The sequence below is a fragment of the Nocardiopsis synnemataformans genome (assembly GCF_965343085.1).
GTDB classification, from domain to species: Bacteria; Actinomycetota; Actinomycetes; order Streptosporangiales; family Streptosporangiaceae; genus Nocardiopsis; species Nocardiopsis alborubida.
Window position 1 is genome coordinate 20102 of sequence record NZ_CBDRFA010000074.1, and the last position, 19925, is coordinate 40026.

Below are 19925 nucleotides of genomic sequence, written 5' to 3' on the forward strand. Positions count from 1 at the left end.
CGTGGTCCTCGGGTCCCCTTCGTACCACGTGCTGGCGGGGCGCGGGACCGTGTCCAGGGTCGGGCGGTGGAAGCCCGGCCCCGGTGGGTCCGTACCGCCGCTGGGCTCGTCCGGCGGATCAGGGCTCCGTCGCGGTCTGGGCGGTGAGGCCGTCGAGCACCACCTCCCCGGCGTAGGCGCGGCTCGGGTCCTCCTCCAACAGGTACACACGCGAGATCGTGACCGGGTGTCCGACGTCGTCGGGCACCTCCAGGCGCACGTCGCGCCAGCCCTCCCAGTCCACGACGGGACCCTCCAGGGCGTGGCCGACACCGTGCTCGTCGGCGAGGCCGATCATGAGCCGGGCGCCGCTGCCGTCGCCGCGCACGCCCACGGTGAACGCGAAGGCCTGGCGGTCCAGGGTCAGCGGCTCGGGCGGGTGGGCGGCGGCGGTCCGGGTGCGGATGTCGTGGGTGAAGTCGTAGGCCAACGCCAGACCGGGCCCGTCACGCCCGGCCACGGGGCGCACCTCGGCCTCGCCGCGCGCGGACCGTGCCGTCCACTCCCGCGCGTCCTCGAAGTCCGCCACGGAGACCGTCCGCGTGCCGACGGAGAACGGGATCTGCGTGCTCACTCCACCGGCGGTCACCGTGAGGGTGCCCGTCCCCTCCACCGCGCCGGTCCCCTCCCCGGCGCGCGGCCGCACCTCGAAGCCGCCGTCGCCCCGGGCCACGACCTCGACCAGCTCGGGGACCGCCTCGACCCGTGCGTCGACCGGTTCGACGGGTGCGCGCTCGCCGTCCCCGGTGACCCCGGTGAGCACGAAGGAGGTGGCGTCCTCGGAGGAGGCCAGGCCCAGGCGCCGCGGCGTGGCACGGAGTGTGCCCGGGGCGGGCAGCACCTCCAGGTCGACGGTGTCGCGGACCGAACCCGCCCGCCCCGTGACGGTCACCGGGCCGGGGGCTCCCGCGACGAACCGGGGGCCGTCACCGTGCCCGGAGGGCGCGGACAGCTCCAGCTCACCGGTGCGGTCGTCGGGGGTGTGGGGCGCGCCGGGGCCGGACGGCCCGAAGGCCTCGTCGTGCCCGGTGGCGGCGAGGGTGCGGTGCATGCCGGTGAACACGCGGCGGGGGTCTGCCTGGGGCGGCACGGGGGAGCCGTGTTCGGGTCGGGATTCCAGCGCGGGCCGCAGCCACAGGCCCGAGGTTTCCGCCGACCCCTCGGACGCCGTGATCACCAGGCCGTCGGGGACCTCCCGGAGCTCGTCCCCGGCGCGGTTGCGCAGCACCGGACCGACGCCCCCGGGTTCGCGCACGAGCAGGGTCGAGGATCCGCCGCCGTCCAGTTCCAGCGCCTGGTCGGCCCCGGACGCGGCGAGCAGTTCGGCGACCTCCGCGAGCGTGGAACCGGCGTGGCCGCGGTTGCGCCCGTCCGCGGTCACCACGTGCATGGCCTCGCCGTCCTCGGAGAACCCGATCGCGGTACGCGGCGCGCGGGAGTCGTCCTCGACGGGAACGGGTTCGCCGTCGCGCACCAGCACGTGCCGCCCGCCCACGACGGTGCGGGGCTCGGTGCCCTCGGCGGTGAGGGTGTGCTCCAGTTCGACCGGGTCGCCCTCGGACAGGTCGGCGATCCGCTCCGCCGCGGAGCCGCGCGCCACCAGGACCTGCTCGTCTGCGTCGATCGGGCCGCTGCCGGGGGCGCTGCTGACCCGCTCGACGGCGCCCTCGGAGATCACGGCCTCGGCGACGGCCGTGTCCCCGGGGTCGCTCCCGGGTTCGTACACCACGTGTGCGCGGGGGTGCCCGCCCCAGTCCGACGTGTACAGGCCGACACCGTCCGCGGGGACGGCGGAGGTGTTCAGGGCGTCGAGGTCCAGGTCCCCCGAGGGCAGGGACACGGTTCCGTCGAAGGTCACCCGCCGCACACCGCCCCTGCCGTCGGCGTCGATGACCACGGCGTTGGTGAACCCCGGGTCCGGCGAGGTGAGCAGGCGCCCGTCGCTCATTCCGGCGCCCAGGGGGGCCTGGGTCGCGCCGATGTCGAAGTAGCCGCCGTTGACCGCGGCGACCACGGTGGAACCCTCCGGGGGCTCGGCGGCGGCAGCCATGTCCGCGACCGTCGCCGGAGAGGTGAGACCGTCCCCGTCGACGTACTCGATTCCGATCTCCTCGGTGAGGTCGACGGTGAGGAGGCTGGCGAACTGCTCCCCGCCGTTCCCGGAACCGGGGACGGGGCCGGACACGAGGCCCACCCCGGTGGCGATCCGCTCCTCCACGGCCCCGGCGATCCCGCTCACCGGCGCGGCGACGTCGGCTGTCACCTGGGACGACGGCGCGGCCAGGATCATGGGAGCGACCAGCACGGCGACCACGGGGACGGCCGCCGGGCGGACGGGACCCGGGGACCTCGGACGGGACAGGTTCACGGGGGCACCCTTTCGCGTGAGGACTCGTCGGTGGGGCGAGTGATGCGCCCGGTGTTCGGGCCGTGCACATCCTCCACGACGGGTGCTCTTTCCAGCGGCGGTACACACCGGAGGGTGAGGACATGAACACGGGGCGAAAACCCGCGGACTCCTCTCCCCCGTGTCTCGGGGCGGTCCTTACGGCTGGGGAGCACCACCGTGGAGACGACGGAAGCGGGCTCCCGGAGGAGCCCGCTTCGGAGACGGTCTTTCGCATACCTCCCACGCGGGGGAGGACCCGGAAACGACTGGCCAGAGCGTGCGCTCCGGTGCGGAGCGCGGCACTACAATCGCCACCAGCGCCACACCGCGACCGCAAGCCCCCCATTTCCCGCGTTTCCGGCCTCTCAGGACGAAGTGCCTGAGGCCGTGGTCCCTTCCCCACCCCCCACCTGGAGCATGGTTCCCATGGCTACCCCACCCCCCATCGACACCTCCGTCCCCCATTCCGCTCGAGTGTGGAACTACTGGCTGGGCGGCAAGGACAACTACCCCGCGGACAGGACCCTGGGCGACCTCATCCTCAAGGACTTCCCGGAGATGGTCGACGTGGCGCGCGCCCAGCGCACCTTCCTGCTGCGCGCGGTCACCCACCTGGCCGACGAGGCCGGCATCGACCAGTTCCTGGACCTGGGCACGGGGCTGCCCACGCACAACAACACCCACGAGATCGCCCAGGCCGTGAACCCGTCCGCGCGCGTGGTCTACGTGGACAACGACCCGCTGGTCCTCGCGCACGCCCGCGCCCTGCTCACCGGTACCGAACAGGGCGCCACCGACTACGTCGACGCCGACGTGCACGACCCCGAGGTCGTGTTGGAGGCGGCGTCCCGGACGCTGGACCTGGCCCGTCCGGTGGGCCTGACGATGCTGGGCATCCTGGGCCATCACACGCACGAGACGGCGGTGTCCCTGGTGCGTTCGTACATGGAACGGCTGCCCTCGGGCAGCTTCCTCGCGATCGCCGACAGCACCGACACCAGCGAGGGCATGCGGCGGGCCGCGCAGGCGTGGAACGCCGACGCGTCCCTGCCGTACATCCTGCGCTCACCGGAGCAGATCGGCGAGTACTTCGCGGGACTGGACCTGGTCGAGCCCGGTGTGGTGCCCGCGCTGGAGTGGCGCAGTTCCCAGATCGACGTCGGCGGCCAGTTGCCCACCGCCGCCGACGAGTACTGCGGGATGGCCCGCAAGGCCTGAACGGCCCCGGAGCCGGTCCCACCCGAGCCGTCGGACCCCGCACACCACTGCGCGGGCCCGACGGCTTTTCCTGTCGCGGCGGGGCTCCGACACAGCCCGCGGTCCCGGGCCGTCGCCCCGGTATAAGTACTGCTTATGCGCCCCATGGAGACGGGCCTCTACCAGGCGAGCCCGACTTCGTGTTGCATGGGCAGGTCTGTGTCGCGGACCACAGGGCGATGCGCCCACCTGCCGCTGCGCGGCGCGGCGCCGTCTTCGGCGCTTCGCGGGAGAACGCGTTCGCGCTGCGGGCCTGGAGCACGCCGGGGCGGACCCGCTCGCGCCGTTCCACCGCGGCTGTGCGAGGGTTCCCGCCGAGGCATCCTCGCTTTCGCGCGGCTTCAGACGGTGGAGAGGCCAGACCAGTCGCGGTCCGCCGCAGTGACCGGGAGCCTGACACCGCCCCCAACCAGGTCTGAACGGAAAAGAGCTCAATGACTGACACCTTGGTCGTGGCGCACACGACGATAGCGATCATCGGCGTGGTGCTACTGATTATCGCCGCGCGCGTCGAGCCGGTGATCGCACTCGTGATCGGGTCGATCTACCTGGGACTCGCGGCCGGGCTGGGGTTCGAGAAGACCATCTCGACCATCGCTCAGGGCTTCGGCGACATCATGGCCGAAGTCGGGCTGCTCATCGGATTCGGCGTCCTGTTGGGGTCGCTGCTGCTCCGCATGGGCGCCCTGCAGAAACTGGTGGAGCTGCTGCTGCGGCTGCTCGGTCCCAGGCGGCTCCCCTACGCGCTCGCCGCCGTGCTGAGCACGATCTTCCCGTCCATCTACGTGGACGTGCAGCTCGTGCTCGCCGCCCCGCTGGCCCGCTCCGCCGCTCCCAGCCTGGGCCGCAACGGCGTCGGCATGATGGGTGGCGCGCTCAGCACCGGCATCCTCGTCGGCTACGTGTTCGTGATCCCCGGTCTGGGAACCGTGTCGATCGCCGGTCTGCTGGGCGTCCCGCTCGGCACGATGCTGCTCTACGGCTTCGGGGTCGGACTGGCCACGGCGGTGCTCACCGTGTTCCTCTACGGAATCCTGCTGAGGTTCGGGTTCTGGAACCCCGACAAGGACGAGACCGCCCCGATGGCGGTCGGCGACCGGGAGCCCGCCGGTGCCGTGCAACCCGCGGGCGCTGCGCCCAGCGGCAGCGGCGGCAGCAGCGGCGGTGGCGGTGGCGACAGCAGCAGCGACGGCGGCGTGACAGAGGTCGACGAGAAGGTCGACGAGGCGGCGCCGCGGACCCCGCCGCTCCACATCTCCCTGCTGCCCATCCTCGTCCCGCTGGTCATGATCGCCGCCGGTGCGATCGCCGAGGCCGCCGGCGCGACGTCTCCCGCGATCGCGTTCTTCGGCGACCCGGTGCTGGCGCTCTTCGTCGGCCTGGTCGGCGCCTACCTGCTGTCGCGGGGCGTGCAGGGCACCGCGCGGACCAACGACGCACTGGGCGAGGGACTCAACACCACCGGGCAGATCCTGCTGGTCACCGGCGTCGGCGGTTCGCTGGGAGCGGTGATCGGCGAGACGGCGCTCGAAGGGGTCCTGGGCGGCCTGTTCTCGGCCGAAGCGGGCACACCGGCGCTGGTGGCGGTACTGCTGGCCTGGCTGGTGGCGGCCGTGCTGCACCTGGCCATCGGCTCGATCTCCGTCGCCGCCATCGCGGCCGCGGGCATCCTCGCCCCGATCATGGGCAGCCTGGACCTGCCGCCCGCGGTGCTGGGACTGGCCATCGGCTCGGGCGCCCTGTTCGCGCTCCAGGTGAACAGCAACTTCTTCTGGATGTTCCAGTCACTGCTCGGTGTGACCACCCGGGGCACACTCAAGGCGCTGACCTTCGTGACCGCACTGGCCTCGGTGGTCTCGCTGGTCATCGTCGTGGGCATCAGCCTCGTCGCCTAGCCAGGACGCCGCCGCGAGCCGCGGCCACCGTCCCTCCGGGCCCACCCGCACGCGGCGGCCCGGAGGGGGCGGCTCCCGGTGCCCCCCGCACCGTGGCGCGCCCGACCGTTCGACACACGCAGGAGAGAAATCATGCAGCCGCTTCGCGGTGTAACCGTCGTGTCCCTGGAGCAGGCCATCGCCGCTCCCTACGCCAGCCGCCACCTGGCCGACATGGGCGCCCGCGTCATCAAGGTCGAGCGGCCCGGCACGGGCGACTTCGCCCGCGGCTACGACTCCCGCGTCAACGGCATGAGCTCGCATTTCGTGTGGGCCAACCGCAGCAAGGAGTCCCTGACGCTGGACATCAAGGACCCGCGCGGCCTGGCGGTGCTGCGCAAGCTGCTGGCCAGCGCCGACGTCTTCCTCCAGAACCTGGCGCCGGGGGCCGCGGCCCGCGCCGGGCTGGGCGCCGCCGAGCTGCAGGCGCGGCACCCCGGGCTCATCGTCTGCGACATCTCCGGCTACGGTTCACCCGGTCCCTACGAGACGATGAAGGCCTACGACCTGCTGGTGCAGAGCGAGTCGGGGCTGCTGTCGGTGACGGGCAGCGGCGAGGAGATGGCGAAGGTCGGCATCTCGGTCTCGGACATCGCCGCGGGCATGTACGCCTACAGTTCGATCCTGGGTGCGCTGCTCGAGCGCGCACGCACCGGAAAGGGCACCCACCTGGACGTGTCGATGCTGGAGGCCACCACCGAGTGGATGGGCTTCCCGCTCTACTACGCCTATGACGGCCAGGAGCCGCCGGCGCGCGCCGGCGCGGCGCACGCGACGATCTACCCCTACGGCCCCTTCGTCGCGCGCGATGAGCAGGTGGTCCTGATGGCGGTCCAGAACGAGCGCGAATGGCGCGCGTTCTGCGAGCGCTTCCTGGAGCGCCCCGCGTTCGCCGAGGACCCCGCCTACGCCACCAACGCCGCCCGCAGCGCCAACCGCGACACGCTCAGCACCGTCATCGCCCGGCGCTTCGCCGAGCTGGACGGCGACGAGGCCACCTCCCTGCTCGCCGCCATCCCGGTCGCCCACGCCCGGGTGAACAGCCTCGCCGAGGTGTGGCGCCACCCGCAGCTCGCCGCGCGCGGGCGCTGGCACGAGGTGGACACGCCGACGGGGCGGGTCCCGGCGCTGGCGCCGCCCGGGCCGCGCGACCCGTCCCCCCGCATGGACCCGGTTCCCGGCCTCGGCGAGCACACCGACGCCATCCTCGGCGAACTGGGGATGACAGCCGAGGAGACCGCCGAGCTGCGGTCGGACGGGGTGCTCTGATGGCGCCGGAGACCACCGCCGCCGCGCGCGCGGACACACTCGCGACGGCCGTCACCTGGCTGTTCGTGCCCGCGTCCCGTCCCGACCGGTTCGCCAAGGCGGTACGCAGCGGCGCCGACGCCGTCATCATCGACCTGGAGGACGCCGTCCCGGCCGGTGAGAAGGACGCCGCGCGCGACGCGCTGCGGGACGGGTGGCCGAGCGTCGCCGACTCCCGCTCCTCCCTCGGCGGTGGCGGCGCCCCCGCTGTGGCCGTGCGCGTCAACGCGCGCACCACCGCGGAGTTCGCCGCCGACGCGCGGCTCTGCCGCGAGCTGGCGCCGGACGCCGTCGTCCTGCCCAAGGCCGAGTCCGGCGACGACGTGCGCGCCGCGGCCGAGGCGAGCCGGGCGCTGGTACTGCCGCTGATCGAGTCCGCCCGCGGGCTGGTGGAGCTCTCCCACATCGCGGGCCGCCCCGAGACGGTCCGGCTGCTGTTCGGCGGTATCGACCTGGCCCTGGACCTGGGCACCGCCGACGACGCCGCGCTCGACCCGTCGCGGAGCGACCTGGTGCGCTGGTCGGCGGCGTGCTCGCTGCCGCCGCCGGTCGACGGTGTCACCACGGATGTGCGCGACGGCACGGCCGCGGCGCGCGACGCCGCCCGCGCCCGCCGCTGGGGGTTCGGCGGCAAGCTGTGCGTGCACCCCGCCCAGGTCGCGCCCGTGGACACCGCCTTCGCCCCCGACGCCGCCGAGCTGGAATGGGCGCGCGAGGTACTCGCCGTGGGAGACGAAGGCGCTGCGCGGCGCGGTGGTGAGATGATCGATCGACCGGTCGTGGAACGCGCCCGCCGACTGCTGCGGCGCGCCGAGGGGAGGGACCGGACCATGTAGGCCGAGGGGACAGCCAGTGGACATCGCCCAGTTGCGGGACTTCATCGCGGTCATCGACAGCGGGAGCTTCACCCGTGCCGCCTCGCTGCTGTTCGTCTCGCAGCCGGCGGTCAGCCAGCGGATGAAGCAGCTGGAGAGCGAACTGGGCGTGCGGCTCGTGCAGCGCGGTCCCCGCGGAGTGGTGCCCACACCGGCGGGGCGGACCCTCTACCGGGACGCCCAGCAGCTCATCCGCCGGTTCGACCAGATCGCCGAAGACGTGGCCAAGGAGCCCGGCGTCATCCGCGGAACGGTGGCCGTCGGACTGCCCACCGCGGTCGCCGTCCACCTCGCTCCGGCGCTGTTCTCCTGGACGAAACGGCACTACCCCGGTGTCCACCTGCGGCTGTTCGAGTCGGTGAGCGGATACATCCAGGAGCTGCTCACGGTCGGGCGGATGGACCTCGCCGTCCTCTACCGCGACGACGCGGCGCCCCGCCCGGCCGAGACGCCGCTGTACTCCGAAGAGCTGTACCTGGTCGGGCGCTCGGACGCCGAGGAGCCACCCCGAGGCGCCCAGGCGGCCGGGGTCGCGGGGAACAGCGCGGCCGCCCCCGACACCGCGGCGTGCGGGGACATCAGGCTGGTGGACATGCTCCGGGTGCCGCTGGTCGCCCCCGGACCGCGCAGCAACCTGCGCGTGCTCATCGACCGCGTCTTCACCGAACGCGGCGCGGCGCCGACGATCGCCGCCGACGTGGAGTCCCTGGGCACGATGGTGCGCATCGCCGAGAGCGGCGAGGCCTGCGCCCTGCTCCCTCTGTCCAGCGTCGAGGCGCTGCGGAGCACTCCCGACCTCACGGTGCGGCGGGTCGTCGATCCCCTGATCGAACGCCACATCGCCGTGTGCGCCGCTTCGGACTACTACGAGCCGCGGGACGCCGTGTCCGTTGTCCGGCACGGCATCGTGCAGGTGACGACCCGGCTCGCCGAGCAGGGGGCCTGGCCGGGGATCCGCCTGGCGGCCCGGACCGAACCGCGCGCCGGTCGGCCCTGACCGGGTCTCCCGTCGCCTTGGGCGCGAGAATCGGGCGTGGTCGCCCCCGTCGCGACATCATCGATTTTCGTTGATGGATCAACTAGGATAGTTGAAATTCGCGTTGATCCATCAACGAAATCAGGGCCGGTCTCCCGGGGGCGCCCGCTCAGTCCGGCTGCTTCTCCATGTGGTCCGAGACGCGCTGGGAGAGCCGGGCGAACGTGCTGAGCTGGTTCGGGGTCAGGGCGTCGACGAACAGACGGCGAACGTGCTCGACGTGCAGGGGCGCGGCGTCCTCGATCGCCTCGTACCCGGCCGGGGTGGCGACGACGAACGCTCCGCGGGCGTCGTCGGGACATTCCTCCCTGGTCACGAGCCCGCGCTTGGTCATCCGCCTGACCTGGTGGGACATTCGGCTCTTCTCCCAGTTCACCAGTCTGGCCAGCTCCAGGAAGCGCATCCTCCCGTCGCTCGTCGCGGTGAGGTTGACGAGCACGATGTAGTCGGAGGCGGACATCCCGGAGTCGGCCTGAAGGAGACGGGACAGCCGCCCGATGAGCGTCTCCTGCATGCGGATGAAGCTGTCCCAAGCGGCCTTCTCGTCCGCCTCCAGCCAGCGCGGCGTCTCGTTCATGGACGCAGTGTAACGAAGAAGTTGACACCTCATCCACTTGGGACAAAGCGGCCGAGACGTGGCCCTTCGTCGAGCCGAACCCTTCGAGAACGGGGACGGGACCCGTCAACGGTGGCCGACGCCCCGGCCCGGGCCACCCCCGTCGTTTCCTCAGGACGCGGGGGGTCCGTGCCACCGGAGGGGGTCGTCCTCCAGCGCGGAGCGGTCCCAGTTCCCGCGGTTCGCGGCGGCCTCGTAGGTGGTGCGGAGGAACTCGGCGACCGCGCGGTCGGGGTCGGACGCGGCGCGGGCGGCCTCGTAGGGCAGTAGGAACTGCTGGAACTCGGTGCTGAAGTACGCGCCCTCGGGCCCCACCGGCTGGTCGGCGAACCCGTCGGGTTCAGGGTAGGCGTAGGAGTAGAAGGCGCCCTCCTCGCCACCGCCGGGCCAGAAACCGCAGCTGGACAGTTCCCGGGAGTAGCCCTCGACCATGACCCAGTCGCCGCAGTTGGGCGCTCCGCCCGGATGGGGCGGAGCCGACCGCCCGGAGAAGCGGGTGCAGGCGAGGTCCATCGCTCCCCAGAAGAAGTGCACCGGGCTGACCTTGCCCACGAAGTGCGACCGGAAGTCGCCGATCACCCGGTTGGCCTGGAGCAGCTGACGCCAGAACAGGGTGGCCGCCTCCCCGTCGTAGGAGGCGTGCTTGTGGTCCTCGGCGAAGGGGATCGCGGGCTCGACCTCGTTGGGGCGCGGCCGGATCGGTGCCTCGATCCCGAGTTGGCCGAGCATGTCCATGATCCGGGTGTAGAACTCGGCGACCGGCATCGGCCGTAGCGGGAAGCTCCGCGCGCCGCCGTCGCTGCCGCGGATCTGGAGCTGGTGGCCGACGAAGTCGAACTCGATCTCGAAGGCCCCCGTGCGGTACGGGATGGCCGAGGTCGTCAGTCCGCGCGGGCTGACGTAGAGGGTCACCTGCCACCAGTGGTTGATCAGCGGAGTGTGGGCCATGCGGATCTTGCCCACGATCTGGGTCCACATGTGCAGGGTGTCGCGGGTGGGGGTCCAGTCCGAGACCCGCAGGCTCGGCCAGTTCGTCGTTGACGGGCTGGTCATCGCTACTCACTTCCTTCGCTGTTCCACCAAAGGGCGGAGGTGGTCGTGTGCTGCGGACGGGCGCCCTGACCCCTCGTCCCTGCCGGAGCGAAGCGGGCCGTGGCTCTGTCGGTCCCTGCCGCGTCCCCACCACGACCAACGGCGTCCGCATGGGCGGTGCCCAGCGCTGCCTGTTGGTGCGAGGCCCCCTTGGGCCGTTGATACATCATCCGGATAGTAGGTGACAAGTCACCTTGCGGGGCGGGGTTCAGGCTCCGGGGATCCGGTGGTGGAGTCTGGGTCCATGTAGTTGGCACATCATCCAATGACGCTAATTTGAACGACCCACCATCTCGTTCGGTGGAGATGTGCCGTCACTGACGCGGAGGGCCGTATCCCGCGCGAAGGCCGCGCTGGTCCGCGGAGCCGTGCCGACCGGCGTCGCGTGCTGTCGGCTGGTCCGGTCAGCGGGGCTCCGGCGTGGGTGCGTGTGCCCGTATCACCCGCGTGGAGACCGACGGTGTCCCGAATCGGGTACTGCCCGTCCCTGACCCGTGCTCGGCGACCCGCACGGCACCGGTCAGCACGGGTGCCCCTCCGCCCGGACCGGGCGGGCGACGCGTCCGCCGTGCCCTCCCACGAACTGGGCGGCGGCCTGTTGCACGGCGACAGCGTAGGTGGGGTAGGCGTGCACGGTCTGGGCCAGACGCCCGGTGAACATGCCGGTGCGCATGGCCAGGGCCAGTTCGTGGACCAGTTCTCCGGCGCGCTCGCTGACGACGGTCGCTCCCAGGACACGGCCGCCGCCGGTGTTTCCCAGGAGCCGGCGGGGCCCCGAGATGATCTTGACGAACCCGTCCGTGCGTCCCGCCACCACAGCTCGGTCGACCTCGGCCATGGGGAGGTAGGCCACCCGCGCGCCCGGGTGTGTTCGGGCCGCCTCCTGCTCGGTGGCGCCGACGTGGGCCACTTCCGGATCGGTGAACGCCACACGGGGGACGACGGAGTCGTCCAAGCGCGCGGGCAGGCCGCGGCTCAGGGCGTTGCGCGCGGCGACCCGGCCCATGAGGTGGGCGGCGTGGGTGAGCGCGATGCGTCCGGTGACGTCGCCCGCCGCGTAGACGCGCGCGGGCGAGGTCGTGGCCAGGCAGGAGGTGGTCACCACCGCTCCCCGCCGGTCCACATCCACGTGTGCGGCGGCCAGGCGCAACCCCGCGGTGTTCGGTCGACGCCCGGCCGCGACCAGGATCCGTTCGGTCTCCACGCGGCCGCCGTCGGCCAGTTCCAGCAGTGCCGTGCCGCCCACACGGGAAGCGCGTGCGACCTCGGCGCCGGTGCGTACCTTGATCCCCTCGGCCGCGAACCGGTCGGCGAGAACGTCGGACGCCTCGGGGTCCTCGTTCGGCAGCAGCCGACCAGCCGCCTCCACCACCGTCACCGCCGTGCCCAGGCGCGTGAAGGCCTGGGCGAGCTCGCAGCCGACCGCACCGCCGCCCAGGACCGCCAGGCTGCGCGGCTGCTGACGTAGAGTGAATACGTTGTCACTGGTCAGCGGTTCCAGTTCGTGCAGTCCGGGCACCGGCGGCAGCAGCGGAGCGCTTCCGGTGGCGATCACGACGCGGTCGGTGGCCAGCACGCAGGTGCCGACGTCGACCTCGTAGGGGGACAGGAACATGGCACGGCCACGCAGCACGTCGATCCCCTCCGTGGCCAGGGTCGCCTCGTCCTCGGTGGCGGCGACGGCGTCGACGGCGCCGCGGACCCGCCGCAGCGCGGCGGTGAAGTCCTCGCCGCGCGCGGCGGCTTCGATCAGGGCCTTGGAGGGTACGCAGCCGGTGAACGTGCAGTCGCCGCCGGGCGGCCCCTCGGTCACCAGGGTCGGCCGCGCCCCCGCGGCAACGGCCGTCCGGGCAGCCGACAGTCCGGCGCTACCGCCGCCGATCACCAGTAACTCCCTGTTCACCGAGGCCCTCCGAACCTGATGCTGTCCCGTGGCTTGGGGGACAACCGTTGTCCCCCCTTGGTTCGTCCCTCCGGCCACGACCGTGGCCCTGTTGCCCTGATCCCATCCAACACACTCCTCGGCCCGGGCGGGAGACAGTGTCAGCGACACGACACCTGCTTCCGTCCACGCGCTTTCCCCCACGAACGGGAGGTGCGCGGCCGGAACCGCGCGGTCGGTGCTGGTGCCGCTGGGCGGGTGATGACTGTCGGCACGCCGACACTTGTGCGCGCGGGGCCGGTGGCGTGCGATGGACTGCGCGACGGCGCGGGCGGGAAGGCCATCGGGGGGACGCCCTCCCGACCATGCCGTGATCGGAACCCGAAACGAGGGGGCAAAAGTGGCTGACAGGCCGCAGGACCGGGACGAGATCTTCGTTGAGTACACCAAGAGCATCTGCCCGGTGTGCAAGGTGGTCGTCGACGCCCAGGTCAACATCCGCGACGACAAGGTCTACCTGCGCAAGCGCTGCAAGGAGCACGGGTGGTTCGAGGCGCTGGTCTACGGTGACGCCCAGCTGTACACGGACTCGGCGCGGTTCAACAAGCCAGGCACGTTGCCCCTGGCCTTCCAGACCGAGGTGAAGGACGGCTGCCCCTCCGACTGCGGACTGTGTCCCGAGCACAAGCAGCACGCCTGTCTGGGCATCATCGAGGTCAACACCGGCTGCAACCTGGACTGCCCGATCTGCTTCGCCGACTCGGGCCACCAGCCCGACGGCTACTCGATCACCCGGGAGCAGTGCGCCCTGATGCTCGACACCTTCGTCGAGGCCGAGGGCGAACCCGAGGTGGTCATGTTCTCTGGCGGGGAGCCCACCATCCACAAGGACATCCTCGCCTTCGTCGGGATGGCCACCGACCGGCCGATCAAGATCGTCAACCTCAACACCAACGGCATCCGCCTGGCCACCGACAAGCGCTTCGTCGCCGCCCTGGCCGAACTCAACGGGCGAGGCGGCACCGCCGTCAACGTCTACCTCCAGTTCGACGGCTTCGACGAGGCCACCCACAAGGCCATCCGCGGCAGGGACCTGCGCGCGTCCAAGCGCCGCGCCCTGGACAACTGCGCCGAGGCCGGGCTGACCGTCACCCTGGTCGCCGCCGTCGAACGCGGCCTCAACGACCATGAACTCGGCGACATCATCGAGTTCGGCATCGACCACCCCGCCGTCTACGCGGTGTCCTTCCAACCGGTTACCCACTCCGGCCGCCATGTGGAGTTCGACCCCCTCACCCGCCTGACCAACTCCGACGTCATGGAGGGGATCTACCAGCAGCGCCCCGACTGGTTCCGGCCCGGCGACTTCGTCCCCGTGCCCTGCTGCTTCCCCACCTGCCGCTCCATCACCTACCTGCTGGTGGACCGCAAGGATGACCGCACCGACGTCGTGCCCCTGCCCCGCCTGGTCGACGTGGACGACCACCTCGACTACGTCAGTAACCGCGTCCTGCCCGACCCGGCGCTGCGCGAGTCGCTGGAGAAGCTGTGGAGCGCCTCGGCGTTCATGAACGCACCCGGCACCATGGACGGCCTCGCCGCGGCCACCGCCAACGCCGAGTGCGCCTCCTGCGGCATCGACCTGCCCGAAGCGGCCAAGGACCTCGGGGACAAGGTGTTCATGATCGTCGTCCAGGACTTCCTCGACCCCTACACGCTCAACGTCAAACAGCTGATGAAGTGCTGCGTGGAGGAGATCACCCCCGACGGGCGGATCATCCCCTTCTGCGCCTACAACTCCGTGGGTTACCGAGAACAGGTCCGCGCCCAGATGTCGGGTGTCAAGGTCGCCGGCGTCGTTCCCAACAGCCGCCAACTAGCCGACGTCACCGTGGAGTCTCCCTACGGATCCCGGATCGCCCGCACCGAGCACGACACTGACGCGGACGATCAGCCCCTGGTCGCCCCGGACCACACCAACGTCGGACGCCGCGCGGTGGAGGGATCATGACCGACCGACCGCTACCCGCCTCCGACTCCGACGCGGTCAAGTCCTGCTGCGCCGACGCCTACGGCACCGACTCCGTCGCCCTCCTGCTCGGGGAGTCCTACCACCCCGGGGGCCTCACCCTCACCCGCCGTCTCGCCGACTCCCTCGCCCTCGCCCCTGACTCCCGGGTGCTCGACGTCGCCTCCGGGCCCGGTGCCACCGCTCGACTGCTGGCCACCGAGTACGGCGCCCGGGTGGACGGCGTCGACCTCGGCCGTACCACCCTGGAAACGGCCCGCGCGGCGACCGAGCGGTCCGGCCTCACCGACCGGGTCCGCTTCCACGAGGGCGACGCCGAACGCCTGCCCTTCGCCGCTGGCGCCTTCGACGCCCTGGTGTGTGAGTGCGCCCTGTGCACCTTTCCCGGCAAGGCCGCTGCCGCGGCGGAGTTCGCGCGGGTGTTGCGGCCGGGCGGCCGGGTCGGGATCACGGACGTCACCGTCGCCGAGGGCGGTCTCCCCGACGAGCTGGCGGGGATCGCCGGATGGGTGGCCTGTATCGCCGACGCGCGCTCCGAGGAGGGCTACCGCGTGCTCCTGGAAGGGGCCGGTCTGCGGGTGGTGGGAGTGGAGCGGTACGACGCGGCGATGGCGCGCATGGTCGAGCAGATCGACGCCCGCCTGCGCCTGCTGCGGATGACCGCGCCCGAACGGTTGGCCGCGGCGGGCGTGGACGCGCGGGCCCTGAACCCCTACCTGGAGGCCGCGCGCGCCGCGGTCGCCGACGGCACGGTGGGCTACGCCCTGTTCCTCGCGGACAAACCGGGGTGGGAAGGGACCTGACAGATCCCGAACGTCCCTGACCGGGGAGAGGCCCGCCGCGGCTGGGGAGTGCGTCCGGCCGTCTCAGGCGAGCGTCCCCAGCCACCTCCTCGTCCTCACGGGCCCACACGCCGGTCTTCGACCAGATCTTTGACAAGGAGTGTCATCACGGGGACAGTGCCGAACGAGTCGGTCCCTCCTCGTTGTTGTGTTGGGAGAGGCCACTGAGATGCCTGACCGACGAGTGACAAGGAGACGACCGATGCCGAGGATCACGGTGCACACCGTTGAGGACGCCCCCGCTGAAGCGCGCGAGGGACTGCGGTCGCTGGCCGCGCAGATGGGCAAGGTGCTGAACATCCACGGGGAGATGGCGCACTCCCCGGTCGTTCTGGCGGCCTACCAGGGAATCCAGCAGGCCATCGCCGACCACGGCACTTTCGACGCACGCACACGCGAGGCCATCGCCCTCGCGGTGGGCGCCGCCAACGAGTGCGCCTACTGCCAGTCCGCGCACACCGCCGCGGGCCGCGCAGCGGGCTGGAGCGAGCAGGAGACCGTACAGATCCGCTCGGGCCGCATCGACTCCGATCCCGGCCTGGACGCGCTGCTCTCCGTGGCCCATGAGATCGCCGCGGAGCGCGGCGAGGTCGCGGAGACGACCTGGAAGGCCGCCCGGGAGGCCGGCTGGAGCGACACCCAGCTGACCGAGCTGTTCACCCACGTCGCGCTCAACCTGTACACGAACTACTTCAACCACTACGCGCAGACCGAGCTGGACGTGCCCAAGGCTCCCGGCCTGGACTGATCCGGGCGGGGGCACACCTCCCGCGCCCCACCGGCCGGGGCGCGGGCCGCGGTGTCCCGCCGGAAGAAGCGCGCCGTAGGGTTCGGCCGGTGCGGTCCTCACGGGTCGGCGTTCCGCTTCGGTCGGTCTCGGCACCGCACCGGACGCGGCGCGGGCCGGCTGCCGAGCGGAGGCCAGGGCGGGCGGACCCCATGGCCGCCATGTGCGGATCCGTGCGGCGGACGCCGCGTCCTGAGGTGCAGTAGCGTCGAGGGGACACGGTCGTCCACACGGCGTCCGCCACCCAGGGACGCTCCCAGCGAGGAACCGCCATCCATGCCTCCTGAAATGCCGTCGGCGATGAACCGAGCCCTGCACCTCCTCGGCGGTGGGCGCGAGGATTCCCGTCTTCAGCAGGCCGCGTGGGTGGCCCGCTGTGTGGGACGCGGTAGCGCCGCCCCGCTGACCGGCGACGATGTCTCGGCCCTGGCCTCCACGCTGCGCAGGCGCAGCGTGCCCCGCGCGGGTGTCGTGTTCGGCTCCAAGGCCGGCGGGTCGGGGGTGTGGATCGTGCGCGCCGGGCAGGTTGAACTGGCGGCCGGATCCGGTGCCGGGCGGGTCGTGGTGCAGATCCTGCGCACCGGCGACGTCGACGGGGACATCCAGCTGCTGCTGGGCATGCCCATGCCCTACACCGGGCGGGCTCTGGAGGACGTGGAACTGCTGGAACTGGGGCCGGAGGAGTTCGAGCGCCTGCTGGCCACTCACCCGGCCATCGCCCGGCGCTGGTTGTCCAGCGTCGCCCAGCGCCTCAACACCAGCCACATGCGCATCCTCGGCCTGCTCGGACGGTCACTGGTCCAGCAGACCGCGCAGCTGCTGCTGGACGAGGCCGACGCGGACGTCATCGCCCTACCGCAGCGCACGCTGGCCGCCATGCTGGGCGTACGGCGGCCCTCGCTGAACAAGGTGCTCAAGGAGTTCGAGAGGGACGGGCTGATCGCGGTGCGCTACGCGGCGATCGACCTGCTCGACCGCCCCGCCCTGGCCCGTCGGGTGCGGGGGCGGTCCTGACGCGCCCCGCGAGGCGCGCGGGCAGCACCGTCTCCGGGAGGTTCTGGACATGGACGAGCAGCACTGGGCCGACTACCTCACACACTTCCACGGAGAGCGTCCAGCGGTCACCGAACGGCTGCTCGGCCTGGCTGAGGACAACCCCTACGCATGGGTGGCCGAGCCGCTGCACGGATCGTTCGGCGCCGTCGTCGACCTGGGATGCGGCTCCGCGCCCACCCGGACCTGGCTGCCCGAGGCGTACTGGGTCGGTCTGGACTCCTCCTCCGGGGAACTGGCGCGTGCGGCGGCCGGCCGTCGCGGTCCGCTCGTCCTCGCGGACGCGCACGCGCTCCCCTTCGCCTCGGACGCGGTCTCCGCTGTCTGCGCCGCGATGTCGCTACAGGTGCTGGTCCCCCTCGACGCCGTGCTCGACGAGGTGGAACGGGTACTGGAGCCGGACGGGGTCATGACCGCGCTCGTCCCCGCCCGCCTCGGCCCCACGGTCCGCGGCCTGGCCGCCTGGATCCGGGTCCTGGCCGCCCTGCGGACCCGCCGCCTCGACTGGCCCAACCCGCAGGCGTGCGACGGCACGGCCCGCCTGCTGCGGGCGCGCGGGTGGACGGTCCTGTCGGAGGACAGGCGCGTCCTCACCCTGCGCATGGAGGAGCCCGAGCACACCTCGCTGCTGGTGCGTGGCCTCTACCTGCCCCGTACCGGTGAGAAACGCCTACGCGCGGCCGAACGGACGCTGGCGGCATGGGCGCGCCCCGGCCGCTTTGTGCCGCTTCCGCTGCTGCGTGTGGTGGCGCGTTCTCCGAAGGCACCGTGACGGACGGTGTGCCCAGGGACCCGGCCGGACCCGCGAACAGGTGCCGCGCTGGCACGGTACGGCCGCCGGGTGCCGGAAGCCTGTGGTGCGGTTTCCGGTGAACGCACGTGGAGTGGGCGGTTGTGCGGGTACATCCGTGTGGTGCCCGCGATGCGAGGGGAACGCGGGAGAGGGTTCCACGGGAGGTGGGTATGGCCCAGGTTCCACAGGTCGTGGTCTTCGACGTGAACGAGACACTCAGCGATCTGGCGCCGTTGAGGAAGAGGTTCGAGGAGGTGGGGGCGCCCGCGCACCTGATGCCCACGTGGTTCGCGGGTGTGCTGCGGGACGGTTTCGGACTGACCGCCGCGGGAGCCTACGCCGACTTCGCGGACGTGGCCGCCGACATCCTCCGGGACATGCTCTCCGGAGGCGATGACCGGTCGGGGGACGTGGAGGCCGCGGTGCACCACGTCCTGGACGGCTTCGGCCAGCTGCGCTGCCATCCCGACGTCGCGGCGGGGATGCGGCGACTGCGTGGGGCGGGGGTCCGCCTGTTCACGCTGACCAACGGTGCCGCGGCGTTGACCGAGGGTCTGTTGGAGCGGGAGGGCCTGCTGGGGCTGGTGGAGCGACGGTTGGACGTGAGCCGGCCCCGGGCATGGAAGCCGTCTCCAGCCGCGTACCGGTACGCGGTCAGTGAGGCCGGTGTGAAAGCAGAGGAGGTGGCCCTGGTCGCCGTGCACCCGTGGGACGTGGACGGTGCCCAACGCGCGGGTCTCATCGGCGCCTGGGTCAACCGCGGAGGCAGGCCGTATCCCGGCTTCATGGCCGCCCCGCAGGTTCAGGCACCGTCCCTCGAAGCCCTGGCGACCGCGCTGCTCCAGCGGTAGGCCATCCGCCGGCAGCAGTGTGCCTGGCGGCTGTGGGGGACAGCCACGTGTCTCTCCGAACTTGTGCCGATCTTCGTGTTCCGCGACAGGGGCCGGACACAGGGGCGTGTCCCCTTGTTGGATATCGTCTGGCGATATCGGTTTTCGTCCATCTGGGTGGGTGCCGCCCCACCGCTGAGGAGCCTGGACATGAGCACACCAACGGTGCCGTTGGCGGCCCGACGTCGGTGGGACGTGCGCGGATGAGCGCGGGAGACGGCGCGCGGGTGCTCGCCCCGGCTCGGGGAGCGGCCGCGGAGGTGTTCCGGGTCTTCCTGGGGCTGGGGCTGACCTCGTTCGGCGGGCCGGTGGCGCATCTGGGCTACTTCCGTGAGGCGTTCGTGGTGCGTCGCGGCTGGCTCACCGAGAGCGCCTACGCGGACCTGGTGGCGCTGTGCCAGTTCCTGCCCGGCCCGGCCTCCAGCCAGGTCGGCATGGCGATCGGTCTGCGCCGAGCCGGGTACGCGGGCATGGCCGCGGCCTGGGCGGCCTTCACCCTGCCCTCGGCGCTGCTGCTGGTCGCCTTCGCCCTGGGCGTGCAAGCCATCGGCGCTGAACCCGGAGCCGGATGGCTGCTGGGGTTGAAGGCGGCGGCGGTGGCCGTGGTCGCCCACGCAGTGGTGGGCATGGCCCGGAACCTGGCCTCGGGCGGACGCCAGGCCGCGATCGCGGTGGCCGCTCTGGTACTGGTCCTGTTGCTGCCCTCGGCCGTCAGCCAGGTCGCGGCCATCCTGGTGGGCGGCGTGCTGGGCATGTGCTGGCTGAACAACCCGGTTCCCGACCCGAGCGAGCAGGCCGAGCCCGGGGTCGCGGTGCGGCGCGGGACCGCGCTGTTGTGCCTGGCCCTGTTCGCCGCTCTCCTGGCGGGGTTGCCCCTCCTGGCCTCGCTGACCGGTAACACGGCTGTGGGGCTGGCGGACGGCTTCTACCGCGCGGGTTCCCTGGTCTTCGGCGGTGGACACGTGGTCCTGCCGCTGCTGGAGGCCGAGATGGTGGGCAGCGGCGGGGTGGGCCAGGAGTTCTTCCTCGCGGGCTACGGCGCGGCCCAGGCCGTGCCGGGGCCGCTGTTCACCATGTCTCCCGGAGGATGCCCCGGCCTTGAA

General features: G+C 72.1%; 16 protein-coding genes. 12 read left to right on the top strand and 4 right to left on the bottom strand.

Features of this window, described 5'->3' with window-relative positions:
- Nucleotides 1–118: 118 nt before the first annotated feature.
- Complete coding sequence (locus ACSIH6_RS31320; RefSeq protein WP_435111949.1) at nt 119–2407, bottom strand: phosphodiester glycosidase family protein; 2289 nt, start codon at nt 2405–2407, stop codon at nt 119–121.
- Nucleotides 2408–2854: 447 nt separating this feature from the next.
- On the opposite strand from ACSIH6_RS31320, the gene ACSIH6_RS31325 reads away from it, so the two are divergent.
- The 5 genes from ACSIH6_RS31325 (at nt 2855) to ACSIH6_RS31345 (ending at nt 8799) form a co-directional block, all read left to right on the top strand.
- A complete protein-coding gene (locus tag ACSIH6_RS31325) occupies nt 2855–3646 on the top strand; it encodes an SAM-dependent methyltransferase (protein WP_435111950.1) in 792 nt (263 codons plus the stop codon).
- 473 nt (nt 3647–4119) lie between these two features.
- Nucleotides 4120–5580, top strand: coding sequence for a GntP family permease (locus ACSIH6_RS31330; RefSeq protein WP_435111951.1), 1461 nt, complete (start codon nt 4120–4122; stop codon nt 5578–5580).
- A 132-nt stretch (nt 5581–5712) separates the two neighbouring features.
- Entirely contained in the window at nt 5713–6888 is a 1176-nt protein-coding gene (locus ACSIH6_RS31335) for a CaiB/BaiF CoA transferase family protein (protein WP_435111952.1), read from the top strand.
- Entirely contained in the window at nt 6888–7763 is an 876-nt protein-coding gene (locus ACSIH6_RS31340) for an HpcH/HpaI aldolase/citrate lyase family protein (RefSeq protein ID WP_435111953.1), read from the top strand. The genes ACSIH6_RS31335 and ACSIH6_RS31340 overlap by 1 nt, the downstream gene beginning before the upstream one ends.
- Before the next feature lie 16 nt (nt 7764–7779).
- A complete protein-coding gene (locus ACSIH6_RS31345; RefSeq protein WP_435111955.1) occupies nt 7780–8799 on the top strand; it encodes a LysR substrate-binding domain-containing protein in 1020 nt (339 codons plus the stop codon).
- Between the two features lie 148 nt (nt 8800–8947).
- Here ACSIH6_RS31345 and ACSIH6_RS31350 read toward each other — a convergent pair whose 3' ends face one another.
- From ACSIH6_RS31350 to ACSIH6_RS31360, 3 genes are all read right to left on the bottom strand, one after another.
- Entirely contained in the window at nt 8948–9415 is a 468-nt protein-coding gene (locus ACSIH6_RS31350; protein WP_435111956.1) for a MarR family winged helix-turn-helix transcriptional regulator, read from the bottom strand.
- A 150-nt stretch (nt 9416–9565) separates the two neighbouring features.
- The gene (locus ACSIH6_RS31355) at nt 9566–10507 is read right to left on the bottom strand and encodes a DUF5996 family protein (RefSeq protein ID WP_435111957.1); all 942 of its coding nucleotides are present in this window, start codon (nt 10505–10507) and stop codon (nt 9566–9568) included.
- Nucleotides 10508–11066: 559 nt separating this feature from the next.
- A complete protein-coding gene (locus ACSIH6_RS31360; RefSeq protein ID WP_435111959.1) occupies nt 11067–12449 on the bottom strand; it encodes a dihydrolipoyl dehydrogenase family protein in 1383 nt (460 codons plus the stop codon).
- A gap of 379 nt (nt 12450–12828) precedes the next feature.
- On the opposite strand from ACSIH6_RS31360, the gene ACSIH6_RS31365 reads away from it, so the two are divergent.
- From ACSIH6_RS31365 to chrA, 7 genes are all read left to right on the top strand, one after another.
- On the top strand, nt 12829–14439 hold the full coding sequence (locus tag ACSIH6_RS31365; RefSeq protein ID WP_435111960.1) for a radical SAM protein: 1611 nt from the start codon (nt 12829–12831) through the stop codon (nt 14437–14439).
- Nucleotides 14436–15260 carry a class I SAM-dependent methyltransferase gene (locus tag ACSIH6_RS31370; RefSeq protein ID WP_435111961.1) on the top strand — a complete coding sequence of 275 codons (825 nt, stop codon included), beginning with the start codon at nt 14436–14438 and terminating at the stop codon, nt 15258–15260. The genes ACSIH6_RS31365 and ACSIH6_RS31370 overlap by 4 nt, the downstream gene beginning before the upstream one ends.
- Nucleotides 15261–15501: 241 nt before the next feature.
- On the top strand, nt 15502–16047 hold the full coding sequence (locus ACSIH6_RS31375) for a carboxymuconolactone decarboxylase family protein (RefSeq protein ID WP_435111962.1): 546 nt from the start codon (nt 15502–15504) through the stop codon (nt 16045–16047).
- 315 nt (nt 16048–16362) lie between these two features.
- Nucleotides 16363–17100 carry a Crp/Fnr family transcriptional regulator gene (locus tag ACSIH6_RS31380; RefSeq protein WP_435111963.1) on the top strand — a complete coding sequence of 246 codons (738 nt, stop codon included), beginning with the start codon at nt 16363–16365 and terminating at the stop codon, nt 17098–17100.
- Between the two features lie 49 nt (nt 17101–17149).
- Nucleotides 17150–17911, top strand: a complete 762-nt coding sequence (locus tag ACSIH6_RS31385) for a class I SAM-dependent methyltransferase (protein ID WP_435111964.1) — start codon at nt 17150–17152, stop codon at nt 17909–17911.
- Between the two features lie 191 nt (nt 17912–18102).
- Nucleotides 18103–18783, top strand: coding sequence for a haloacid dehalogenase type II (locus ACSIH6_RS31390; RefSeq protein ID WP_435111965.1), 681 nt, complete (start codon nt 18103–18105; stop codon nt 18781–18783).
- 242 nt (nt 18784–19025) lie between these two features.
- Nucleotides 19026–19925, top strand: a 900-nt coding sequence (gene chrA, locus ACSIH6_RS31395; RefSeq protein ID WP_435111966.1) for a chromate efflux transporter, incomplete at its 3' end; no start/stop codon positions are given.